Source organism: Candidatus Accumulibacter sp. ACC007, from assembly GCF_907163205.1.
GTDB classification, from domain to species: domain Bacteria; phylum Pseudomonadota; class Gammaproteobacteria; order Burkholderiales; family Rhodocyclaceae; genus Accumulibacter; species Accumulibacter regalis.
The window spans coordinates 248993-269889 of record NZ_CAJQUD010000009.1 but is presented as its reverse complement, the minus strand read 5'-3'; the positions used below and the strand labels follow the sequence as shown (position 1 = coordinate 269889).

The 20897-nt window shown below is 63.6% G+C and carries 17 protein-coding genes; 13 read left to right on the top strand and 4 right to left on the bottom strand.

The window, feature by feature from the left end:
- Window positions 1–23: 23 nt before the first annotated feature.
- The 7 genes from QZ634_RS18975 to QZ634_RS18945 all read left to right on the top strand — a co-directional run bounded on the left by QZ634_RS18975 (window position 24) and on the right by QZ634_RS18945 (window position 7553).
- Window positions 24–425: a hypothetical protein gene (locus tag QZ634_RS18975; protein ID WP_291991050.1), complete on the top strand. Its 402-nt coding sequence runs from the start codon at window positions 24–26 to the stop codon at window positions 423–425.
- A 44-nt stretch (window positions 426–469) separates the two neighbouring features.
- Window positions 470–1303: an ABC-2 transporter permease gene (locus tag QZ634_RS18970; protein WP_291991049.1), complete on the top strand. Its 834-nt coding sequence runs from the start codon at window positions 470–472 to the stop codon at window positions 1301–1303.
- A 1-nt stretch (window position 1304) separates the two neighbouring features.
- Window positions 1305–2156 carry a hypothetical protein gene (locus tag QZ634_RS18965; protein ID WP_291991048.1) on the top strand — a complete coding sequence of 284 codons (852 nt, stop codon included), beginning with the start codon at window positions 1305–1307 and terminating at the stop codon, window positions 2154–2156.
- On the top strand, window positions 2153–3064 hold the full coding sequence (locus QZ634_RS18960) for an ABC transporter ATP-binding protein (protein WP_291991047.1): 912 nt from the start codon (window positions 2153–2155) through the stop codon (window positions 3062–3064). Before QZ634_RS18965 ends, QZ634_RS18960 begins: the two co-directional genes overlap by 4 nt.
- Window positions 3065–3382: 318 nt before the next feature.
- The gene (locus tag QZ634_RS18955; protein ID WP_291991046.1) at window positions 3383–5248 is read left to right on the top strand and encodes a hypothetical protein; all 1866 of its coding nucleotides are present in this window, start codon (window positions 3383–3385) and stop codon (window positions 5246–5248) included.
- A 4-nt stretch (window positions 5249–5252) separates the two neighbouring features.
- On the top strand, window positions 5253–5672 hold the full coding sequence (locus tag QZ634_RS18950) for a GtrA family protein (RefSeq protein WP_291991045.1): 420 nt from the start codon (window positions 5253–5255) through the stop codon (window positions 5670–5672).
- Between the two features lie 345 nt (window positions 5673–6017).
- The gene (locus tag QZ634_RS18945) at window positions 6018–7553 is read left to right on the top strand and encodes an NAD(P)/FAD-dependent oxidoreductase (RefSeq protein ID WP_291991044.1); all 1536 of its coding nucleotides are present in this window, start codon (window positions 6018–6020) and stop codon (window positions 7551–7553) included.
- Window positions 7554–7994: 441 nt separating this feature from the next.
- On the opposite strand, the gene QZ634_RS18940 is transcribed toward QZ634_RS18945, so the two are convergent.
- From QZ634_RS18940 to QZ634_RS18925, 4 genes are all read right to left on the bottom strand, one after another.
- Complete coding sequence (locus QZ634_RS18940; protein WP_291991043.1) at window positions 7995–8456, bottom strand: hypothetical protein; 462 nt, start codon at window positions 8454–8456, stop codon at window positions 7995–7997.
- A gap of 76 nt (window positions 8457–8532) precedes the next feature.
- Window positions 8533–11103 carry a DEAD/DEAH box helicase gene (locus tag QZ634_RS18935; protein ID WP_291991042.1) on the bottom strand — a complete coding sequence of 857 codons (2571 nt, stop codon included), beginning with the start codon at window positions 11101–11103 and terminating at the stop codon, window positions 8533–8535.
- Window positions 11104–11192: 89 nt separating this feature from the next.
- Window positions 11193–11843 (bottom strand): HAD hydrolase-like protein, encoded by a 651-nt coding sequence (locus tag QZ634_RS18930; protein ID WP_291991041.1) that lies wholly within the window; start codon window positions 11841–11843, stop codon window positions 11193–11195.
- A gap of 42 nt (window positions 11844–11885) precedes the next feature.
- Window positions 11886–14216, bottom strand: coding sequence for a Tex family protein (locus QZ634_RS18925; RefSeq protein ID WP_291991040.1), 2331 nt, complete (start codon window positions 14214–14216; stop codon window positions 11886–11888).
- A 191-nt stretch (window positions 14217–14407) separates the two neighbouring features.
- On the opposite strand from QZ634_RS18925, the gene fliW reads away from it, so the two are divergent.
- From fliW to QZ634_RS18895, 6 genes are all read left to right on the top strand, one after another.
- Window positions 14408–14836 (top strand): flagellar assembly protein FliW, encoded by a 429-nt coding sequence (gene fliW, locus QZ634_RS18920; RefSeq protein WP_291991039.1) that lies wholly within the window; start codon window positions 14408–14410, stop codon window positions 14834–14836.
- On the top strand, window positions 14836–15336 hold the full coding sequence (locus tag QZ634_RS18915) for a FecR domain-containing protein (protein ID WP_291867008.1): 501 nt from the start codon (window positions 14836–14838) through the stop codon (window positions 15334–15336). Before fliW ends, QZ634_RS18915 begins: the two co-directional genes overlap by 1 nt.
- Entirely contained in the window at window positions 15333–15926 is a 594-nt protein-coding gene (locus tag QZ634_RS18910; RefSeq protein WP_291991038.1) for an OmpA family protein, read from the top strand. The genes QZ634_RS18915 and QZ634_RS18910 overlap by 4 nt, the downstream gene beginning before the upstream one ends.
- Window positions 15904–17964 (top strand): adenylate/guanylate cyclase domain-containing protein, encoded by a 2061-nt coding sequence (locus QZ634_RS18905; protein ID WP_291991037.1) that lies wholly within the window; start codon window positions 15904–15906, stop codon window positions 17962–17964. The genes QZ634_RS18910 and QZ634_RS18905 overlap by 23 nt, the downstream gene beginning before the upstream one ends.
- Before the next feature lie 124 nt (window positions 17965–18088).
- On the top strand, window positions 18089–19786 hold the full coding sequence (locus QZ634_RS18900; protein ID WP_291991036.1) for a methyl-accepting chemotaxis protein: 1698 nt from the start codon (window positions 18089–18091) through the stop codon (window positions 19784–19786).
- Between the two features lie 111 nt (window positions 19787–19897).
- A complete protein-coding gene (locus QZ634_RS18895) occupies window positions 19898–20869 on the top strand; it encodes a chemotaxis protein (protein WP_291991035.1) in 972 nt (323 codons plus the stop codon).
- Window positions 20870–20897 lie beyond the last annotated feature (28 nt).

The window sequence follows — 20897 nt, the reverse complement described above, 5'->3', positions numbered from 1 at the left end:
ATTTACGCGCTCTTGGAGGTCTCATGAAAAAGATTCTTGCTTCTACTGCCCTGATTGCGGGCTTGCTTGGCAGCGGTACCGCGTTTGCGGTCGCCACGGTCATTTGTCCATTGACCGTTGGTAGCACGGCGGCCGGGGTGGGCGCGGTGCCCGCGAACGGAACGGCGGGTACGCACTACATGACGCGGGCGATTGCACCCAAGTGCTCGGCGAATACGAACGTCGCCGGCGAGGACGGCACCTCGGGCGCGTGGTACGCCGTCGGCGCCAACTCGGTCAAGGGCAAGACCAATTTCGGCGGTCACACCAACGGTGGCGCGGTCGCCAAGACCGTTGACTGCACGATTGCCGGCGGTTGCACCGCTGCCGAGGCGGTGACGGCCAGGGGCGTTGCCAACACGGCGGCGGGTGGTAGCGGTACTTAACTGCGCGGCGGTCCCTCGTCGAAATCAAGAAAGAGGCGCGCTGTTTGCGCGCCTTTCGTTTGTTGGGCCTGCAAATGCTGCAGTTCTTCCTGTCTTCGTGGCGCTCGGGTTTTCGTAATCGGGTGTTTTTTGCCGTGCTCCTGCTCGGCGTGGCGCTGGTGGGCGTGGCCTACCTTTCGGCGTCGTTTTCTCCCCGTCAGCCCTTGACGGTGGCGCTCGACGTCGGCCTCTCCGGCTTGCGCGTCAGTCTCGTGCTGTTCGCCATCACCCTCGTCCAGGACCTTGTCGGGCGCGAGATCGAACAGCGTTCGGTGGTCCTCACCCTGAGCTATCCGACCCACCGCTCGGCGTATCTGATCGGGCGCTACTGCGGTGTCCTGGCGCTGGCCGGCGTCGCCGCGCTGATCCTCGGGCTGCTGCTGTGGATCGCGGTGATGATGTCCGGCGCCAACTACGACCAGCAGTTTCGCGTCCAACTCGGCCTGCCCTTCTGGGTCGCCATTTTCGGCGTGTGGCTGGACATCGCCGTCGTCGCCGCGTTCACGCTGTGGATCGCGACGCTGTCGACGGTGACCATGTTGCCCCTGGCGCTCGGCGCGGTGTTCGCCATTGGCGGCCGGGCCCTGGGCGCCGTCTTCGATTTCGTCTCCAGGGGTGCCGAGGGGCAGGTCGACCTTGCCGCTCGCTATGGCCCCTTGCTCGACGTCATCCGCTGGCTGTTACCCGACCTCTCCCGGCTCGACTGGCGGGCATGGCCGATGTACGGCCTGCCCCCCGACCTCCCGACCATGGGACTGGCAGCGGCGATGGCCGTCGCCTACGCCATGCTGATGATCGGGCTGGCCATCCATGCCTTTTCGCGGCGCGAGTTTTCCTGACATGAACCGCCTGCGTGCCCACTTCGGACTGCTCCTGGCGCTTCTCGGCGTGCTCGCCTACACGCTGCTGGTGCCCGCGCTCTACGCGCGTCCGCGGCCGCCGGTCTCGCCCGAGATGGAAGTGGCCATGCCCCGCTTCGTGCAGGTTGTGATGGCTGCCGGCGACCGCTTCCTCGCCGCCAATCTGGCCGCCTTCCGCGCGCTGGTGGTGTCGACGGCAACGATGAGTGCCGAGAACTACCGCATTCTCGGCATCGTCCAGTCGGACGCCGCGTGGCTCAATCCGGCGCAGGAGGACAACTATTACATTGCCGCGGCCATCCTGCCGTGGGCCGGCGAGGTGGCTGCCGCGCAGTACATTCTGGGATTGGCGACGGAAGCCCGCCCCTTCGATTCCAGTCCACCCTTCTACTACGCCTTCAACGAGCTGCACTTCCTGAAGAATCCGGTAGAGGGCGCCAAGTGGATGCGCATCGCCGCGCGCAACACCAGGGACGAGATGGAGCAGCTCCAGCTGCAGCAGGTCGCCGCGCTGTGGGTGAGCAAGGGAGAGGACATGGAATTCTCGATTCGCCTGCATCGGGCAATGGCCAGGGAAACGCGTCACAAGGCCTTTGCGGGTTTCCTCGAGAAGCGGGCGGTCCGGCTCGAGAACCTGTTGTTGCTCGATCGCGCCATCGCGCGTTTCCGCGAACGGACGGGCAGGCCGCCAACCCGCCTGCAGCAGCTGGTGGACCAGTCGCTGCTGGCGGCGATTCCGGCCGACCCCTTTGCCGTGCCCTATGGCATCGACAAGGAGGGCAAGGCCGAGCTTGTTGAACAGGGCGCAGCCGCGTCGGGGAGTGCGCCGTGAGTGTGGCCATTGCTGTCGATGCCATCCGCAAGAGCTATGCCGGCGCCTGGCGCAGGCCCGCGCGGGAGGCGCTGAAGGGGATCTCGCTGAGCATAGCGGCGGGTGAAACCTTCGGTTTCATCGGTCCCAACGGAGCCGGCAAGAGCACGCTGATCAAGATCCTCGTCGGCGCGCTGCGGCCAAGCGCGGGCAGCGCGAGCATCTTCGGCCGCGACGTGCGCGAGCCGGAGGCCCGCCGCGGGCTGGGATTCGTTCCCGAGAACCCCAGTCTGCAGGATTTCCTCAGCCCCTATGAAGTCCTGTTGATGGGCTTGCGCCTGCACGGGCTTCGTTTCAGCGACGAACGCAAGCACTGCATGCACTGGCTGGAACGTTTCGATCTCGCGGCGGTTGCCGACAACCGTCTGCGAGGTTTTTCCAAGGGTATGCTGCAGCGAACGGCGTTGGCACATGCCTTGGCCATCCAGCCAAGACTATTGATTCTGGATGAGCCGCTTTCCGGTCTTGATCCGGTCGGGCGAAAGGATGTCGTCGATATTCTCGATGAATACCGTGGCCAGGGTGGCACGCTGTTCTTTTCGTCGCACGTGCTGCACGACGTCGAGCGGATTGCCGACCGCTTCGGGCTGATCCACCGCGGGCAGTTGCTTACCATACGTTCGCCACAGGAACTCGTCGCCGACCAGGCCGACCGGTACCTGCTGCGCTATCGGGGTGGTACGCCGATAGCGCACTGTGTCGAACTGCGGCCGGGTTTGTATGGGGGGCACGCCCGCGCGGCCGAGTTGCCCGCTCTGATCGCCGAGGTTCTCGCCTGTGGCGGCGTTCTGCAGGAGGTCGAAGCCAGTGTTTCGCTCGAGACCGCTTTTTTCCGGACAATCGCGTCGACTGATGAAGAAAATAGCTAGGAAAGCCGTTTCCCTGTCGGCAGGGCACAAGAAAGGAAGCTTTGAACTTGCCCCAGACGATGCATGCCTTTGTTCTCGGACCTTTCCCGCGGGCGCTCTCATCACACTCAGGAAGGCGTCGGATTTGCCACGGCTGGCCATTGGTTTCCAGCGATGTGCGGTCCGACCCTGGGTCGCCGCCAAGCCTCCCAGTGAACGCCAATGCAGCAGTGCCTGCGAGCGAGTAGTCCATTGACCTCTCGATCGCTGCATCGAGGCGCTGAGACCATCTTTCTCTCGCTCACTCGATCTGGGGCAGGTCGGTACATCGACTCCGTGGTGCTCGGGCTACTCGTCGCGGTAAGCTGGCTCGCCTTTCATCGCTACCAGGGAATATGGCACGACGGCGTGCTGTACGCGGGGCAGGCGATCTTTCGGCGGGATCCCCTTCCGTTTGCAAAGGACCTGTTTTTCGCCTACGGATCGCAGGATAGCTTTACGGCGTTTACCGGGATTTATGCGCTTGCGATTGAGAAACTTGGATTGCCAATCGCTTCCATGGCGCTGCTCGCGGTGGCGCACCTGGCCTGGGTTGCAGCTGCCGCTTTCATGTTGCGGGGAATCCTCAGCGGGCTAGCCTTCTGGCAGGCGCTGATCCTTCTCGCCGTGCTTCCAGCAACCTATGGATCCATGGGTATTTTCTCGTACGGCGAAACCTTTGTTACCGCGCGTATCTGGGCCGAGCCCGCGGCTCTCCTGGCCGTTGCCAGCATTTTGCGCGGCTACCGCATCGTGGCGATCGTCAGTCTGGCGTTCGCCGCTGCCATGCATCCGGTGATCGCGTTTCCCGCCGTACTCTTCGTGTTCTTTTTCGGATTTCCGGGTCGCCAACAGCTGCTCGCTATCGCGGTTGGCCTTGCCGGATGGGCGATGCTTGATGCGCTGGAGATTTCGCCGTTCGTCTATTTGATGAAGGCAATGGATCCCTTGTGGTTAAGCCTCTCGATAGAACGCAGCCCCTTTGTGTTTCTCGACCACTGGACATGGAAAGAATACCTAGAACCCAGCTTTTTTGCTCTGCTACTTGGCACTGCTGCTCTTGTCTCCGTCCGAGAAAGCCGTCACTTGTGGTGGTCTGCTTTCGGCGTATTAATTGTTGGCATGGGTCTGGCGCTGATGGTGGTATTTTTGCCGAGTGTGCTCTTGATTCAAATGCAGCCTTGGCGCGTTCTGTGGTTAACAAAAATACTCGCCTTGGCCGCTGGAATGAGTTTGTTTAAGGACATGTGGTCGGCCTCGCCTTACAGCCGCTTCCTCCTTGGCGCTTTTGCCGTCTGTGCATTTACTCTTGACGCAACAAGGCTGGTTTGCGTGGTCCTCTTGTCTGTGCTAATCATAGCTCGCTATCGATTTCGAATTGATCCGCAATTGCCGCCCTGGCTTTTCCGGTTAGCCTGGGCTGCAATTTTCGTTGTGGTAGGCGAGAACGTCTTTTGGGCGATCTGGCTCTCTTGGTTTCCGATTGATTTCAACTCACCAAGTCTATCGAACAATGAAATTGTCTACCGTGTTTTCCTCGTTGCACACGAGACGGGTTGGTTCGTCTTCCCGCTCGCTATGTTGGGCACTTGGTGGTTCCTCCAGCGTCGTGACTCAAGCAGTGTCCGGCTGATGTTGTTGCTGCTCTTCAGTATCTCTCTAATCTTCTTCGCTGGCTATTGGCACCGAACCAGCCGCTTGCAAGCGGCGGAAGACGAGCTCCGCGAAATCGGGCACGCGGAGCTGGCCAAAATTATTCAGCCACACCATTTGACCTACTGGGGCTCGGGTCTTAAAAACCTCTGGTTTGTTCTCCACCGCGGAAGCTATGCATCGTCTCAGCAGGCTGCCGGCGTGATATTTTCGCGACAGACGGCGATCGAGGCCGATCGCCGCCTGGCACGGTTGGAGATTCTTGGATTGCCGGATTCACGCTTTGATTGGGTGAGCAGGGCGAGCGGTGAGGCGCCGGAGCTGTTGCCCACCCTCAATGGTATCGTTCATGTCTGTCAGGATCCGATCCTGGATTTCGTCGTACTATCGCAGCAGGTGGCGGGAGCGACCCCGATGATGACGGTACGCCTGCTTTCTTCATACGGTGAATACTATCTCTACGCCTGCGAATATCTGCGTACCTTCCCAGATCTCTCGTCCCCTGGCCGTTGACGTGATGCCCATAACGCCAATCATGCGGCAATTTGCCCAATATGTATGCGTCGGTGGGGTAGCTTTTGTCGTTGATATCGCCGCGCTTTTCCTGTTAACAGAAAAAGTTGGTTTGCATTATATTTCTTCTGCCTCAGTCGCATTTGTATTAGGGTTGGCGACCAATTATATATTGTGTGTCGCGGTGGTTTTTGATTATCGAGCCTTGCAGAATAAGGCTCACGAGTTCGCGATATTTTCGCTGATCGGCGTCGCGGGTCTGCTGCTCAACAATCTGCTGATCTTCTTGTTTACCGAGTTTCTTGGATTTTACTACCTAGTGTCCAAGGCGGGAGCCGCAATCCTCATATTGTTCTTCAATTTCTTTCTCAGGCGATTATTGTTGTTTTCGGAAAGAAAAAAAGCGCAGCTCGACTCGCCATGAGGCATGTTATTGTGCTGGCGAAGCCTCCTCTTTCGGGGCTGTCTGTTGAAGTTGGAATTTCCTCCGGCTTGCGTTCGCGATTATGTTTGTTCTCGTTTTATTTTCTGGTGTTTGTCCAGCGGCATTGGCGGAAATGCCTTCACTGCACTTCGCTTAGGCAGTGCTCTACCTTTGGCTCTGAATCATTTGCGTGGTGTGGGTAGGCTTCATCTCTGTTGAGGGCTTTGCCTCGCGCCGGCATTAGGCGATCGACCTTCCTGCGGGTTTGGTCATTGTTTGCGTAGGGATTTTTCTGGCCAATCTTCTTGTTCTTTCACAACCAGTCTCTCCACAAATATCGATACTATGAGCAAAACTGTACTAATTATTGGTGCCGGGCCGGCTGGCCTTACCGCTGCTCGGGAGCTCCTGCGCCGCTCGACCGATTACACGCCGATCGTCGTCGAGTCGCTTGATGACGTCGGAGGTATTTCCCGCACCATCAATCACAACGGGAACCGCATGGACATCGGCGGCCACCGGTTCTTCTCGAAGTCGGATTGGGTGATGAGTTGGTGGCGAGAAATTCTCCCTGTGGCACCTGAAAAGACGGCCGATGGATTGAGCGTGATACCGCCAGCCGATCGGTATTTGCTGATCAGGCCGAGGTTGTCGCGTATTTATTTCCTTCGCAAGTTTTTCGACTACCCGATTTCGCTTAGTGCAAACACAATGCGCAATCTTGGTTTCATGCGCTTGCTTAAAATCGGTTGCAGTTACACTTTTTCATCTGTCTTCCAACGCAAGCCAGAACGGAACCTGGAAGATTTCTTCGTCAATCGTTTCGGGAACGAGCTTTACAGCACATTCTTCAAGGACTATACGGAGAAGGTATGGGGTGTTCCTTGTCGGGAAATCAGTCCGGAGTGGGGGGCGCAACGTATAAAGGGCCTCTCGGTCGTAAAGGCGATCAGCCATTCCTTGCGCAAGTTGGTTCGCGGGTCGGGCAGCGGTGTCGCTCAAAAGGGTGTTAATACCAGTCTGATCGAGCGCTTTCTGTATCCGAAGTTCGGTCCGGGTCAGATGTGGCAGGTCGTGGCCGAAATGGTTCGCGCTGGGGGCGGCGAGATTCACCATGGAGTGAGGGTAAAGGAACTGCGTGAGGAATCCGGGCGGATAGTTGCCGTGGTCGCCGAGGACAAGCAGGGACAGGGCGTAGAGTATCGCTGTGACTTCGTGATTTCCACGATGCCTGTCAGGGACATGGTGCTCGGCCTTTCGCCGCCGGCACCAGAAGTGGTGCGGGAGGTGGCGGCGGGACTCTGCTACCGTGACTTTATCACCGTGGGGGTGCTGGTAAAAAAGCTGCGGCCGACCAGAGGAAGCCTGCGCGGTCACAAAGGCAACCTGGTGCCGGATACATGGATCTACATCCAAGAGCCAGACGTCAAACTGGGTCGGCTGCAGCTGTTCAACAACTGGAGTCCGGCCATGGTGCGAGACGCCGATACGATTTGGCTTGGCCTGGAGTATTTCTGTCAGGAAGGTGACGAACTTTGGTGCCTAAGCGATGAGGAAATGGGGCGCTTTGCGGTAGACGAACTCGCGAGAATCGACCTAATCGACGCTGCGGATGCGCTCGATTTCAATGTCGTTCGAGTGCCCAAGGCCTACCCTGCATACTTCGGCACCTACGATCAATTTGAGGTGCTGCGTCGGCACACGGATACGATCGAAAATCTGTTTCTGGTCGGGCGAAACGGCATGCACCGGTACAACAATCAGGACCATTCCATGCTTACGGCCCGCTTGGCTGTCGAAGCGATCTTGTCTGGCTCGTGCTGTAAGGACGACATCTGGGGCATCAACGTCGATGACGAGTACCATGAGGAGAAAAAGTAGCCTGTTGAGGAGAAGGTCGCCTTGCCTGCTCTGACGCTCGATGCAGACGATCGTCGTCTGCCGTGACGGGGCTCGGCCGACGTGGGTCTATCGTCATTCATCCCTGCCGTGACCGGAAGCAGCGCGTGGGTTGTTGTCAACTCGCCGCTCTGAGGCTTCCTTGGTGCTGCGCTTGTACCTTGGCAGCTATGGGGGGATGCGTGTTCTATTTGCGATTGCCCAGCAGACCCAGCAAGCCCTCGGCAAGGCGATGTATGGTCTGCGGGTCGGGCACCGGCAACCTGAGATAGCGCTCGCCGCTGGCGGGATCGGTTTTCACCAGCCGCAGGCGGGTGCCGCCTCGTCAGGTGGGTCGAAGGCGGCTTCGGCTGTGGTTACTCGCCTTCGACCAGCTCGTCTGCCGCTGTGTGGTCAAGTGCGGACTCGACCTCCAGAGGCTTGTCAGTTCCGTGTCGGGGTGAACACGGAGGCGACGTCCGGCGCGGTAATGGCGGCATCGAACCAGGCTTCGATCTGTTCGAGGTCGGCCGCGGCTATCCGCGCGACAATGTCCATCGGGATCGCGCCAAAGCGCCGGGAAAGCAGGTGTTGCAGGGCGCGAGCCTCGCCTTCGATTTTGCCTTCGAGTTTCCCTTCGAGCTTCCCTTCGAGTTTCCCAATCTGCAGGCCTTCCGCGACCGCCTTGGCTTTCCATTGATCAATATTCGTTTCCAGCATTTCGGTTCCTTTCAGCATGTCATCGAGTTCCGGCAGTGGCAGTCCGGGCATCTTGCGACTGAGACGGTACTGCATCCACTGCATCACCGCGCGGTCTATCGTCTGCTTGAATGGCGATTGGGCGACGGCCTGGCCAAGATAGCGGATCGCCCGTTTCGCGTCGTCCGTGTCGTGAGTGTGCTCCATCCGGAATATCGCTGCCGAGTCTTGCTGGCGCCTGCTTTTCGCGTTCGTGCGGCCGGCGCCGAGCTGGCCGGCGACCCTATTTGGGCCTGCCAAACAGCGCCAGCAGTCCTTCGGCGAGGCTGTGTACGGTCTGCGGATCCGGTACCGGCAGTCTGAGATAGCGCTGGCCGGTCGCCGGGTCGGTGTGCACCAAGGTCGATTGCCGCTCGCCTTGCGACGCTGCCGCCAGTTCGCCGAGCAACTGGGCGCCGGCTGCCAGCAGCGGTGCCCAGGGATCGGCGGTTTCGGGCGCCGTTGCGGCTGCCTGCTCCGTCGGGACTTCGCGGTCGGCGGCGGGCGCGGCTTCGGCCTCGGCTTCGCCTGACGCTGGCGGCGGCTCGGTGGCCCGTGCGCTCGCTGCACTTTCATCCGCTTCGTCGGACGCGTCGGACTCGTCGGCTGCGCCGGCGCTACCCGCGTCATCCGCGTCGCCGGTCGCCGCAAGCGGCGGCGTATCCTGGCCGTCGTCTTCGCTGGCGGCCTGGCCTTCGACGGCGTTGGTGGCTTTTTCGACCGCCTCCATGAACTTCGACAGTCGCGTCCCCTGCAGGACGACTTCGCTTTCGCCGCCGTCGAGAACGCCCGCAAACAGCGATTGCTTGAAGGCGAGTACGGAAAGCATGCCTTCCTCGATCGTTCCACGGGCGACGAAGTTGATCACCTGCACGCCGCGCGTCTGGCCGAGGCGGTGCACGCGACCGATGCGTTGTTCGAGTACCGCCGGATTCCACGGCAGGTCCATGTTTACGATCACCGCCGCGGCGTGTTGCAGGTTGAGGCCGACGCCGCCGGCGTCGGTACTGAGAAAGACGCGGCAGTCGGGATCGCTGTTGAAGCGGTCGATCAGCGCACCGCGCTTTTCGCTGGGCACGCCGCCGTGGAAGAGCACGTGTTGCCAGCCGCGCTCGTTGAGGCGGCGGACGATCAACTCGTGCGTACGCAGCCACTGGCTGAAGACAACCACCTTGGCTTGCGGGTCGTCGAGGATGTCGTCGAGTAGCGCGGCCAGTTCGTCGGCCTTGTAGCCATGGTCCGTTTCGTGGTCGAGCAGGAAGGTGCTGTTGCACGACATGCGCATGTTCTGCAGCGCGCAGCGCATGCGCAGCTGGTCCTTCTCGGAGAGGAAGCCGGTGTGTCGCCAGCGGTGCACGATGCGCGCCACCTGGGCGCGGTTTTCCTCGTGATGGTCGGCCTGCTGCGGGGTCATCGGTACGAACAGGGTGTTGTCGACGCGCTCGGGCAGTTGTTCGAGGACCGCCGCCTTGCGTCGCCGCAGCATGATCGGGGCCAGCGTCTCGCCAATCTGTTGCAGCTTGCGGTAGCCGATGACGCGGCCGCGCTCGTCGCGCTCCTGGTGCTCGTCGAGCAGGCGCCAGGTCGGGCCGAGGCGATGCTGGTCGACGAACTGGACGATCGAGATCAGCTCCTCGAGGCGGTTTTCCAGCGGCGTGCCGGTGAGTACCAGGGCGTAGGGGCTGTCGACGCGCTTCAGCGCGCGCGCGGCGATGGTGTTCCAGTTCTTGATGCGCTGCGCTTCGTCGACGATCACCAGGTCCGGTGCCCAGGCCTGGATCAGGTCGAGGTCGCGGCCCAGGGTCTCGTAGTTGGTGATCTTGCAGAAGTCGTCCTGCGCGTAGCGCGCCTCGCGGATCGCGCGCAGACCGCCGATGACCGTCGCCTGGCGTTCGCTGAAACGGGCGATTTCGCGTTCCCACTGGTGCTTGAGCGAAGTCGGGCAGACCACCAGCACGCGCTCGGCAGCGAAGTGGCGCGCGAAAATCTCCATCGCGGCGATGGCCTGCACGGTCTTGCCGAGGCCCATCTCGTCGCCAAGCAACGCGCGTCCGGCACGCGCGGCGAAGAGTGCGCCTTCGCGCTGGTAGGGATAGAGCCCGACCTTGAGCAGGGTCTGCAGTTCGGGGGTGTCGGCGCCGGTGGGATAGAGGAGGGCGAGCGTCTTGCGGCGCGCTTCGCCATCACGAACCTCGGCGACATAGGCCAGCGCATCGTCCTGGCAGCGCAGGTCGTGACCGCTGCTGCGTACCTGATCGATGAAGACGGGGAGGTCGGCAAAGCGCTGCGCCGACAGTTGCCAGCCGCTGCCGGTGTCGAACAGGGCATTCGCCTGCGCCTGCAGGTCGGCAGGAAAGTCGGCGCCGAGCCGCAGGCGGACGCGTCGCTGGCCGGCGTAGTCGAGAAACAGCTCGCTGAACGATTCGCGGAAACCTTGTTCGAGCGCGTGCTTGTCCGCCGCATCGGCGGTGATCCGGGCGAGGGTGAATTCGATGTGCTTGCAGGTGCCGAGGTCGTTGGTCGCGAAATCGGGGCACGAGCAGCGGTTGTCGCCGGGCTGCGCGCCGCGGATTACGACCCGGTAGCGGCGCCGGCTTTCGGGGTTGAAGACGGCGAAATCGGAAAACACGGGATCATCGCCCAGATTCTCGTAAGCAAAAGCCTGCTCGCGGCCGAACTGGCGGCGCAGTCCCCTTTGCCAGGCGTCGGTCGGCAGGTCCGCCGGCTTGCGCTGGCGCGAGAGGCGCGCCTCGCTCGTGCTGCGGGAGGCCGTCTTGCGGCCTTTGGCGGTGCTTTGTCCGGATGTCTTGGTCATGGCGTCGGCGGGCGTGGCGTGGTTGGCATCGGGCTGCTGCCGATTATAGTGCGTTCGTGCCGCGTTTCAAGCGGGGGTGAAGACGCGGATCAGCGCGCGCTTCTTCCCTGGCCGAGAAAGGCGACGAGCTCACGCGGCGTGCTGAAGCGAAGTGTGTCTGTGTTCGGGAACTCGCCGTAGCCCCAGCTCACGGCCGCAAAGGGCAGCCCGTTGGCGCGCGCTGCGGCCTCGTCCTCCGGCGTGTCCCCGACATAGATGCACTTCTTCGCGTCCAGCGCCTGCTCGGCGAGGAGCCGACCGAGCATGCTGCTCTTGTCGGGCAGACGCGGCGTTTCGCGATCGAGCGCGTAGACCCCTGCGAAGTACGGCTCCCATTGCAGGTACTGCACGATCAGGCGCGTCGGTGCGATCCGCTTGTTGGTGGCCAGAAAACAGCGTGCGCCGCTTGCCGTCAGCGCTGCGAGCAGCTCGGGGATGCCGGCGAAGACTTCGCTGGCCCGGTAGCCAGTGCTGTCGTAGTGCGCCTTGAAGTGCTCGGCGAGCGAATCGAGGAGCGCCTCGTCGCTGCTGCCGGTCAGCTCGCGCAAGGTCTCGGTGAGCGGGGGGCCGATGCGTACCGCCGCGAGGGAAATCCGCGGCGCGATGCCTTTTTCTGCCAGCGCCTTGCCGAACGCGTCGAGGATGGCGGCGCGTGAATCGATCAGCGTGCCGTCGAGGTCGAAAATGATGGCCTGGAACATGGTGCGATCCGTCCAAAAATGGTGCCGCAAATCGTTGCGCGTTCAGCGCTTCAGGCGGGCAAAGGCGCTGGCCATCGCGCCGCCCGGTTCGGCCTGGCCTTGCTGGCGTTGGCGGGCCCTGGCGGTGACTGGCGCCGGTGCCGACGGTGAGCCTGCGCCGCCTTTCGGGGCGCCGGGAAGGTCGTCCGCCAGGCGCATGGTCAGCGCGATGCGCTGGCGCGGCAGGTCCACCTCGAGCACCTTGACCTTGACCACGTCGCCGGCCTTGACGACGCTGCGCGGATCCTTGACGAACCTGTTGGCGATCGCCGAGATATGCACCAGTCCGTCCTGATGGACGCCGATGTCGACGAAGGCGCCGAAGTTGGCGACGTTGGTGACCACGCCTTCGAGGATCATCCCCGGCTGCAGGTCCTTGACGCTCTCGACGCCTTCCCTGAAAGCGGCGGTCCTGAATTCCGGGCGCGGGTCGCGGCCGGGTTTTTCGAGTTCCCTGAGAATGTCGCGGACGGTCGGCAGGCCGAACGTGTCGTCGGTGTATTTCTCCGGGACCAGCGCCTTGAGCAGGCCCGTGTCGCCGATGCACTCGCGCAGCCCCTTCCTGATGTCGGCGAGAATGCGCTCGACGAGCGGGTAGGCCTCCGGGTGTACCGCCGAACTGTCGAGGGGGTTGTCGCTGTCGTTGATGCGCAGGAAGCCGGCGGCGAGCTCGAAGGTCTTGTCGCCGAGGCGCGGCACTTCCCGGAGCGCCTGGCGGTTGGCGAAGGCGCCGTGCCGGTCGCGGTGGGCGACGATGTTCGTCGCCAGCGTCGCGCTCAGTCCGGAGACGCGCGTCAGCAGCGGCACCGACGCCGTATTGACGTCGACGCCGACAGCGTTGACGCAGTCCTCGACGACGGCGTCGAGCGCCTTCGCCAGGCGGGTCTGGCTGACGTCGTGCTGGTACTGGCCGACGCCGATCGACTTGGGGTCGATCTTGACCAGTTCGGCCAGCGGGTCCTGCAGGCGGCGGGCGATCGAGACCGCACCGCGCAGACTGACGTCGACGTCGGGAAATTCGCGCGAGGCGTATTCGGACGCCGAATAGACCGAAGCGCCGGCTTCGGAGACGACGATCTTGCGCAGGCGCAGTTCGGGGTGTCGGCTGATCAGTTCGCCGGCCAGGCGGTCGGTTTCGCGCGAGGCCGTGCCGTTGCCGATGCTGACCAGGTCGACACGGTGTTTGCCGGCCAGCATGGCCAGCTGGTGCAGCGCGCCGTCCCAGTCGCGGCGCGGTTCGTGCGGGTAGATGGTGGCTGTGTCGAGGAGCTTGCCGGTGGCGTCCACGACGGCGACCTTGACGCCGGTGCGCAGGCCGGGGTCGAGGCCCATGGTGGCGTGCTTGCCGGCTGGCGCGGCGAGCAGCAGATCGTGCAGGTTGGCGCCGAAGACGCGGATCGCTTCGGCTTCGGCGCGCTCGCGCAGGGCGTTCATCAGTTCCAGTTCGAGGTGCAGCGAGACCTTGACCCGCCAGGTCCAGCGTACCGTATCGACGAGCCATTTGTCGGCCGGGCGGCCGCGGTCGACGATGGCGAAGCGCCCGGCGATGCGTGCCTCGCAGGGGGTGCTGCCGCTGGCCTTGTCCTGCTCCTCGCTGTCGAGGACCAGGGCCAGTTGCAGCATTCCCTCGTTGCGGCCGCGCAAGAGCGCCAGGGCGCGATGCGAGGGAATCGCCAGGATGCCTTCCGAGTAGGCGAAATAGTCGCGGAACTTGGCCGCCTCGTTCTCCTTGCCGGCAACGACACTGGCCCGCAGCACGCCGTGCGCTTCGAGGTGGCTGCGCAGTTCGCCGAGCAGTGCGGCGTCTTCGGAGAAGCGCTCCATCAGGATCTGGCGGGCGCCGTCGAGGACGCTCCTGACGTCGGCGAAGCCGGCCTCGGCGTTGATATAGCGCTCGGCTTCGCTTTCGGGGGTCAGCGTCGGGTCGGCAAACAAGGCGTCGGCGAGCGCTTCGAGGCCGGCTTCGCGGGCGATCTGTGCCTTGCTGCGCCGCTTCGGCTTGTACGGCAGATAGAGGTCTTCGAGGCGTTGCTTGGTTTCCGCGGCCTTGATTTCCGCGCTCAGCGCGGCGGTCAGCTTGCCCTGTTCCTCGATCGACGCGAGGACCGCGCGGCGTCGCCCTTCGAGCTCGCGCAAATAGACCAGGCGCTCGTCGAGCAGGCGCAACTGGATGTCGTCGAGACCGCCGGTCACTTCCTTGCGGTAGCGGGCGATGAACGGAACGCTCGCGCCTTCGTCGAGCAGCGCGGCGGTGGCCTGGACCTGCTCCGGGCGGCAGCCGATTCCTTCGGCGATCTTTGCAGCAATACGTTGTTCGGTGGTTGTTGGTGGCATCGGTGATCGGCTGGGCTTGGCTGGCGGGAAAGACGCGCACTATGCAGAATCGGCCGGCAGAACTCAAGGATGGCAAGGCGATGGTGGCTGCGGGAGCTGCCGGACACGCCGATCGAATTGCCGCTGCCTGGCGAATGGGGTTAAATTGCTGCTCTTGGCTGCGCGCTGCAGCGGCCGTTCAGGGGGACCTCATGAAAATCGATCTCGAACGCTTCGGGCTGAAGGATGTACCCGTCGACCCGGACACCGTATTCACTTTTGCCGAGGGGCTGGCCGGTTTTACCGACTGCACGCGCTTCAAGATTTTTCACGAGGAAGGCAAGGCGACGGTCTTCTGGCTGCAGTCGCTCGACGACGCTGATTTGAGTTTTCCGATCGTGCCGCCGCAGACGCTGGATCTGGAATACCAGATCGAACTCTCCGACGCCGACTGCGCCTTGCTCGGTCTCGATGGTGGCGATGACGCGACCGTGGCGCTGATCGTCTACCGCAACGAGGCCGAGGGCGGCAAGATCGCCGCCAATACGCGCTCGCCGATCATCCTCAACGTGAGGACCCGGCGGGGAATGCAGAAGGTTTTGCAGGACGTTCATCCGACGCTGCTCTACCGCGCGCGTTGATGGCTGCGCGCGCGAGGACCTGTGCCAGGCGGCGGGTAGCCCGCCGTTCCTCCTGGCTGGCCCTCGCGGCCGCCTTGCTGCTGCCGCTGGCCAGCGCTGGCGCGGCGGAAGTCATCCCGCCAGCCGGCACCGTCAAGCGCAGCGCGGGCGGCGTAACGATCGACCACGCTGGCCGGACACAGGCGCTGCAGGTCGGCAGCCCGGTCTTCGTCGGCGACCGCATTCGCACCGCCGGTGACGGTTCGGTCGGCGTCACCCTGGCCGACGATACCTTGCTCACCGCCGGGCCGAACAGCACGCTGCTGATCAACGAGTTCGAGTTCAATACCACCACCGAGGAGGGCAGCCTGCTGGCCACCCTGTTCAAGGGGACGCTGAGCGTGGTGAGCGGCCTGATCGCCAGGCAGGCACCGGAGAAGGTGCGTTTCAAGACACCGAACGTGGTGCTCGGCGTCAGGGGCACCGAGTTCATCATCGAAACGCGTGGAGAAGGCGAATGAGGAAAGCGGGACGCCTTTGCGGACTGGCCTTGTTGCTCAGCCTCTCCGGGTGTGCGCCGCTCTCCGATCGTGTCGTCCTGTTGCCGGGGCCGGATGGCCGCAGTGGCGCCGTGCTGGTCAGCACTGGCCAGGAAGAAAAAGTGCTCAGCGAGGCTTATGCCGACGCCCGGGTCGCTGGCGGCAGGGTGAGCATGCAGAAGACCAGCGCGGGAATGGTGCGCGATGATTACGGTGCGCTGCTCGCCATGCAGCCGGCACGGCCGCGCCTGTTCGTCGTCCATTTCGACGCCGGGACGAGCCGGCTGACGCCGGCATCGAGAGCCCTGCTGGCGGGCATTCGCAGCGAGCTGGCGACGCTGCCCGCGGGTGAGGCGGTGGTCATCGGACACACCGATCGGGTCGGCGCGGTCGACGCCAACGACCGGCTGTCGCTGCAACGCGCTGTCCTGGTGCGTGACCTGCTGGTCAGCGCCGGCATTGCGCCAGCGGCGGTTGTGGTGGTTGGGCGGGGCGAGCGTGCGCCGGCGGTGGTGACCGCCGACGAGGTCGCCGAAGCACGCAACCGCCATGTTGAAATCAAGCTTCGCTAGGCGGCCTGGCGAATTCCGGCGTCGGCTGACGCCCTTCCTCCTGCGCTACCTGCCGGGTGTCCTGCTGCTCGGCGTACTGCTGGGGAACAGCCTGCACTATGTCGAGATTGCGCCCGTTTCCCGGCTGGAAGCGGTCCTCTACGACGCTCGTGTGCGCTTCTTCGCGCAGGCGCCCGTCGACGAAAGGATCGTCATTGTCGATATCGACGAGGCTTCGCTGGCCGAGTTGGGGCGCTGGCCGTGGAGCCGGGCGCGGCTGGCCGATCTGGTCGAGCGGATTTTCGCCGAGTACGATGCCTTGCTGCTGGGCATGGACGTGATCCTGGCCGAGCCGGACGAGAGTTCCGGGCTGGCTTCGCTGCAGGCGCTGGCGAGCGGCCCCCTGCGCGGCAATGGCGGCTTTCTCGCGGCGCTGGAGGACTTGCGACCGACGCTCGATTACGACGCCCGTCTCGCCGACGTCATTCGTCGCCATGCGGTGATTCTCGGTTTTCATCTGTCCAGCGGTGCAGCCGCGGCCAGCAGTGGCGCGCTGCCGGCGCCGGTGCTGCCCAAGCTTGCCCCGGCAGCCGTTGCGTCGCTCAGCCGGTGGACGGGCTACGGGGGCAACCTGCCGCTTTTCCAGCAGGCCGCCATGGGAGCCGGGTTCCTCAACGCGCCGGTGGCTGGCGACGGCGTGACGCGGCGCGCCTGGCTGCTGGCGAACTACCAGGGGCAGGTCTATCCGGCGCTGTCGCTGGCCATGGCGCAGGCCTTGCTGGGCAACGCCACGCTACAGCTGCAATTTGCCGAGCGGCCCCCGTGGTCGTCGGCGGGCGGCGAAGATCGGCCGGTGATCGAGGCGCTGACACTGCTCGGCGCTCGCCGCAGCCTGCGCATCGTGACCGATGGCCAGGCCAGCGTGCTGCTGCCCTTTCGCGGTGCCGAGGGGAGTTTCGCCTACTATTCGGCCGCCGACGTGCTCGCCACCCGCCTGCCCGCCGATCGCCTGCGCGGTCGTGTCGTCCTGCTCGGGACGACCGCCCCGGGGCTTTTCGACCAGCGCGTCACCCCGCTCGGCGAGGCCTACCCGGGTGTCGAGGCGCACGCCAATCTGTTGTCGGCGCTGCTCGACGACCGCCTGCTGCAGTCACCCGCCTGGACGCCTGTCGTCGCTGCAGGTTTGCTGCTCATCGCCGGCGGCGGCCTGCTCTTCGCCCTGCCACGGCTTTCGCCGCTCTGGGCAGGCGGCCTGACCATGGCCACGCTGCTGCTGGTCCTGCTCACCAACCTGGCCGCCTGGGCGCTCGCGCAACTGCTCCTGCCGATCGCCGCGCTTCTGCTGCTCGTCGCCGGCTTGTTCACGCTGCAGCTCTTCGTCGGCTATTTTCTCGAACAGCGCGGCAAACGACGCCTGGCGCAGCTCTTTGGCCAGTATGTGCCGCCGGAGCTGGTCGAGGAAATGAGCCGCGACCCGCAGCACTACAGCATGGCCGGGCGCAACGCCGAGCTGAGCGTCCTGTTTGCCGACGTGCGCGGGTTCACCACCCTTGCCGAAACGCTGCCGCCGGGAGAACTGGCGCAGTTGATGAACGACTACCTGTCGGCGATGACCGACGTCATCCGTGCGCATCGCGGGACGCTCGACAAGTACATCGGCGATGCGGTCGTGGCTTTCTGGGGTGCGCCGGTCGCCGACCCACAACACGCGCAGCATGCCGTCGCCGCCGGCCTGGCCATGCAGGCAGCGCTGCCGCTCGTCAATCAGGAGTTTGCCGCGCGCGGCTGGCCGGCATTGCACATCGGCATCGGCATCAATACCGGCAGCATGGTTGTCGGCGACATGGGGTCGCGCCATCGGCGCGCCTATACGGTGCTCGGCGACGCGGTCAATCTGGCATCACGTCTGCAGGAGCTGTCGAGTGACTACGGGGCTGGCGTGATCATCGGTGAGGCGACTCGTCGGGCTTTGGGCGACTGGCCGTGCCGCGAGCTGGACCGGGTGACTGTGCGCGGGCGCACGGCGCCCGTGGCCATCCACGAACCGCTCGCCGGGTGATCAAGTTTGCCGCTGTGGATCGGCCTTGCGGAGGTTTTTCGCCAGGCCGGCTAAAGAACGCGCAAGTTATGTCGTAGGTACCCGTAATAACGAGACGATCGCCAATAACCAGGAGGAGCAAGATATGGGTGGAGTTGCTTGGAAGATTCGCGCCGTGATGCTGCTTCAGGTGGCTGCGGCAGCCCTGGCAGCCTGGTTGGCGAACGCTGTTCTCGGTGGCGACGTGAACGCCTGGCTGGCGACTTTCGGAGTGCTGGCCGTGTTCACGGTGCTGCTCGGCGTGCTCGTCGAGAAGAGTCTGGTCGGCCGACTGAACGCACTGCGTGCGGTGATCGCCGGAATGTATGGCGACGGCGACCTGACCCGACGCGCAGTGGTCGAGGGCAAGGATGAAATTGCCGGCGTCGCCGACGACTTCAATCGCCTGATCGGCAGCTTTGCGACCATCGTCGGCAAGGTCCTGTTCAATTCGGTCGAAGTGGTCAGCGCTTCCAAGCAGCTGATGGGCGACGCCAATCGTGTCGCGTCGGGTTCCAACCAGCAACGTGACGCCGCCCTGGCGACCACCGGCGCGATGGGCGAGCTGACCGAGAATATGAGCCAGGTCAGTCGGAGCGCCAGCGAAACGGCCGAGATTTCGGAGACTTCGAGCAGCCTGTCGAGCGAAGGAATGAGGATCGTACACCGCGCTTCGGCCGAAATGGAGCAGATCGCCGCTTCGGTCACCGAGTCGGCGCGGGTCGTTTGCGCGCTCGGTGAGCGCTCGAAGGCGATCAGCGGCATTGTTCAGACGATTCGCGAGATCGCCGACCAGACCAATCTGCTGGCGCTCAACGCGGCGATCGAGGCGGCTCGCGCGGGTGATCAGGGACGTGGATTCGCGGTCGTCGCCGACGAGGTACGCAAGCTCGCCGAACGGACATCGAAAGCCACTGGCGAAATCAGCCAGATGATTGCGGCGATTCAGGGCGAGACGCAGAGTGCGATCGCGAGCATCGAAGCCGGTAGCGGGCAGGCGCGCAATGGCGCCGAGCTGGCGCAGCAGGCGGCACAGTCGCTGGAGAGCATCAACAGCGGCGCCCGGGCAACGATGGAGAAGGTGGATTCGATCACCGCTGCCATTGCCCGGCAGAGTCGTACCGGGCAGAGCATCGCCGACCACGTACGGCGGATCAAGGACATGGCCGACGCCAACAACGCGGTCGCCGCCGAGACGCTGGTCGCCGTCGATCATGTCGAATGTCTGGCCGAGAATCTGCGCGAAATCAGCAACGTCTTCAAGCTCGGCCTGGCCGGCGAGGAGGCCTTGGCCACGCACGCCAGAATGCCGCCCATCGTCCGGCAGGCGGCGCTCGGCGTTGCCCGGCTCTTCGACAGGGCGGTCGATGCGGGAAAGATCAAGATCGACGATCTTTTCGACGACCGCTACCAGCCGATTGCCAACACGCGGCCGCAGAAGTTCAAGACGCGCTTCGACGACTTTACCGATCAGAACCTGCCTGCCGTGCAGGAGGGCCTGCTCGAGCAGTGCAAGTCGGCGGTGTACGCGATCTGCATCGACCGCAACGCCTACGTGCCGACTCACAACCGGAAATTCTCGCAGCCACTGACCGGAAACGAGAAAATTGATTTCCTGAACAATCGCAGCAAGCGCCTGTTCGACGATCCGGTGGGCAAGCGCTGCGGGGCGCACGAGCAAGCCTTCCTGCTGCAAACCTATCGTCGCGACACGGGTGAAGTGATGCACGACATCTCGGCGCCGATCTACGTCAAGGGCCGACATTGGGGCGGGTTCCGCATCGGCTACAAGACCGAGGTCTGAGGTGGCAGGCGGCTGCCGCGGGCCCCTGGCCGCGCATGACGTGGCGGCGGCGATTGATTTAAGATGGTTGTGGCCGGGCTGCTGCCCGTCGTCACGCGAGGGAAGAGAACCATGTCTGATCTGTTGAAGAATATCGATGCGCGCACCAAGCTGGCGGGGACCAACAAGCTGGAGATCCTGTTGTTCTCGCTCGGCACGGATGCGCGTACCGGGCGCCGGGAAACCTTCGGCATCAATGTCTTCAAGGTCCGCGAGGTGATGCGTACGCCGCCGATCACGGCGGCACCGGACATGCCGGCAGCGGTCGAGGGGATGGTCAGTCTGCGCGGGGCACTGGTGCCGGTGGTCGATCTGGCCCGCTACGCGCGGGTGGATACGCAGACGCCGCGCTCGATCATGATCGTCACCGAATATGCAGGCCATACGCAGGGATTTCTCGTCGAGGCGGTGGATACCATTCTTCGTCTCGACTGGGGTCAGATGCGCGTACCGCCGGCGATGCTGCTCGCCGAGCTCGGTGGCCTGGTGACCGCGGTCACCGAGTTGCCCGACGGTCGCCTGGTGATGCTCATGGACGTCGAGAAGATTCTTTCCGAAACCACGCGCTACGATGACGAGAGCGTCTATCGCAATATCAAGCCGCTCGACAATCCGCAATTGACGGTCTTTTTTGCCGACGATTCAGCGGTGGCGCGCAGGCAGATCGAGCGCACGCTGCAGGCGATGGGCGTCAAGTACGTGGCCGCGATCAATGGTCGCGAAGCCTGGGACGAGCTTGAGAAAGTGGCCAGGTCGGCGCAGTCGGCCGGTCAGAAAGTGAGCGAGCTGATCAGTCTGGTGTTGACCGATATCGAGATGCCCGAGATGGACGGCTACATTCTGACCAAGAGGATCAAGTCGGACGCACGCTTTGCGGGCGTGCCGGTGATCATGCATTCTTCATTGTCGGGGATGTCCAACCAGCAACTCGGCAAGTCGGTCGGCGTCGATGAATACGTGCCCAAGTTCGAACCGCAGCGCCTCTCGGAGACGCTGGCGCGCAGGTTGCTGGGCGACCTCCCGACGCTGCAGTTGACCTCGTAGTGGACCTCGTCAGGCGATCTCTGGAGCG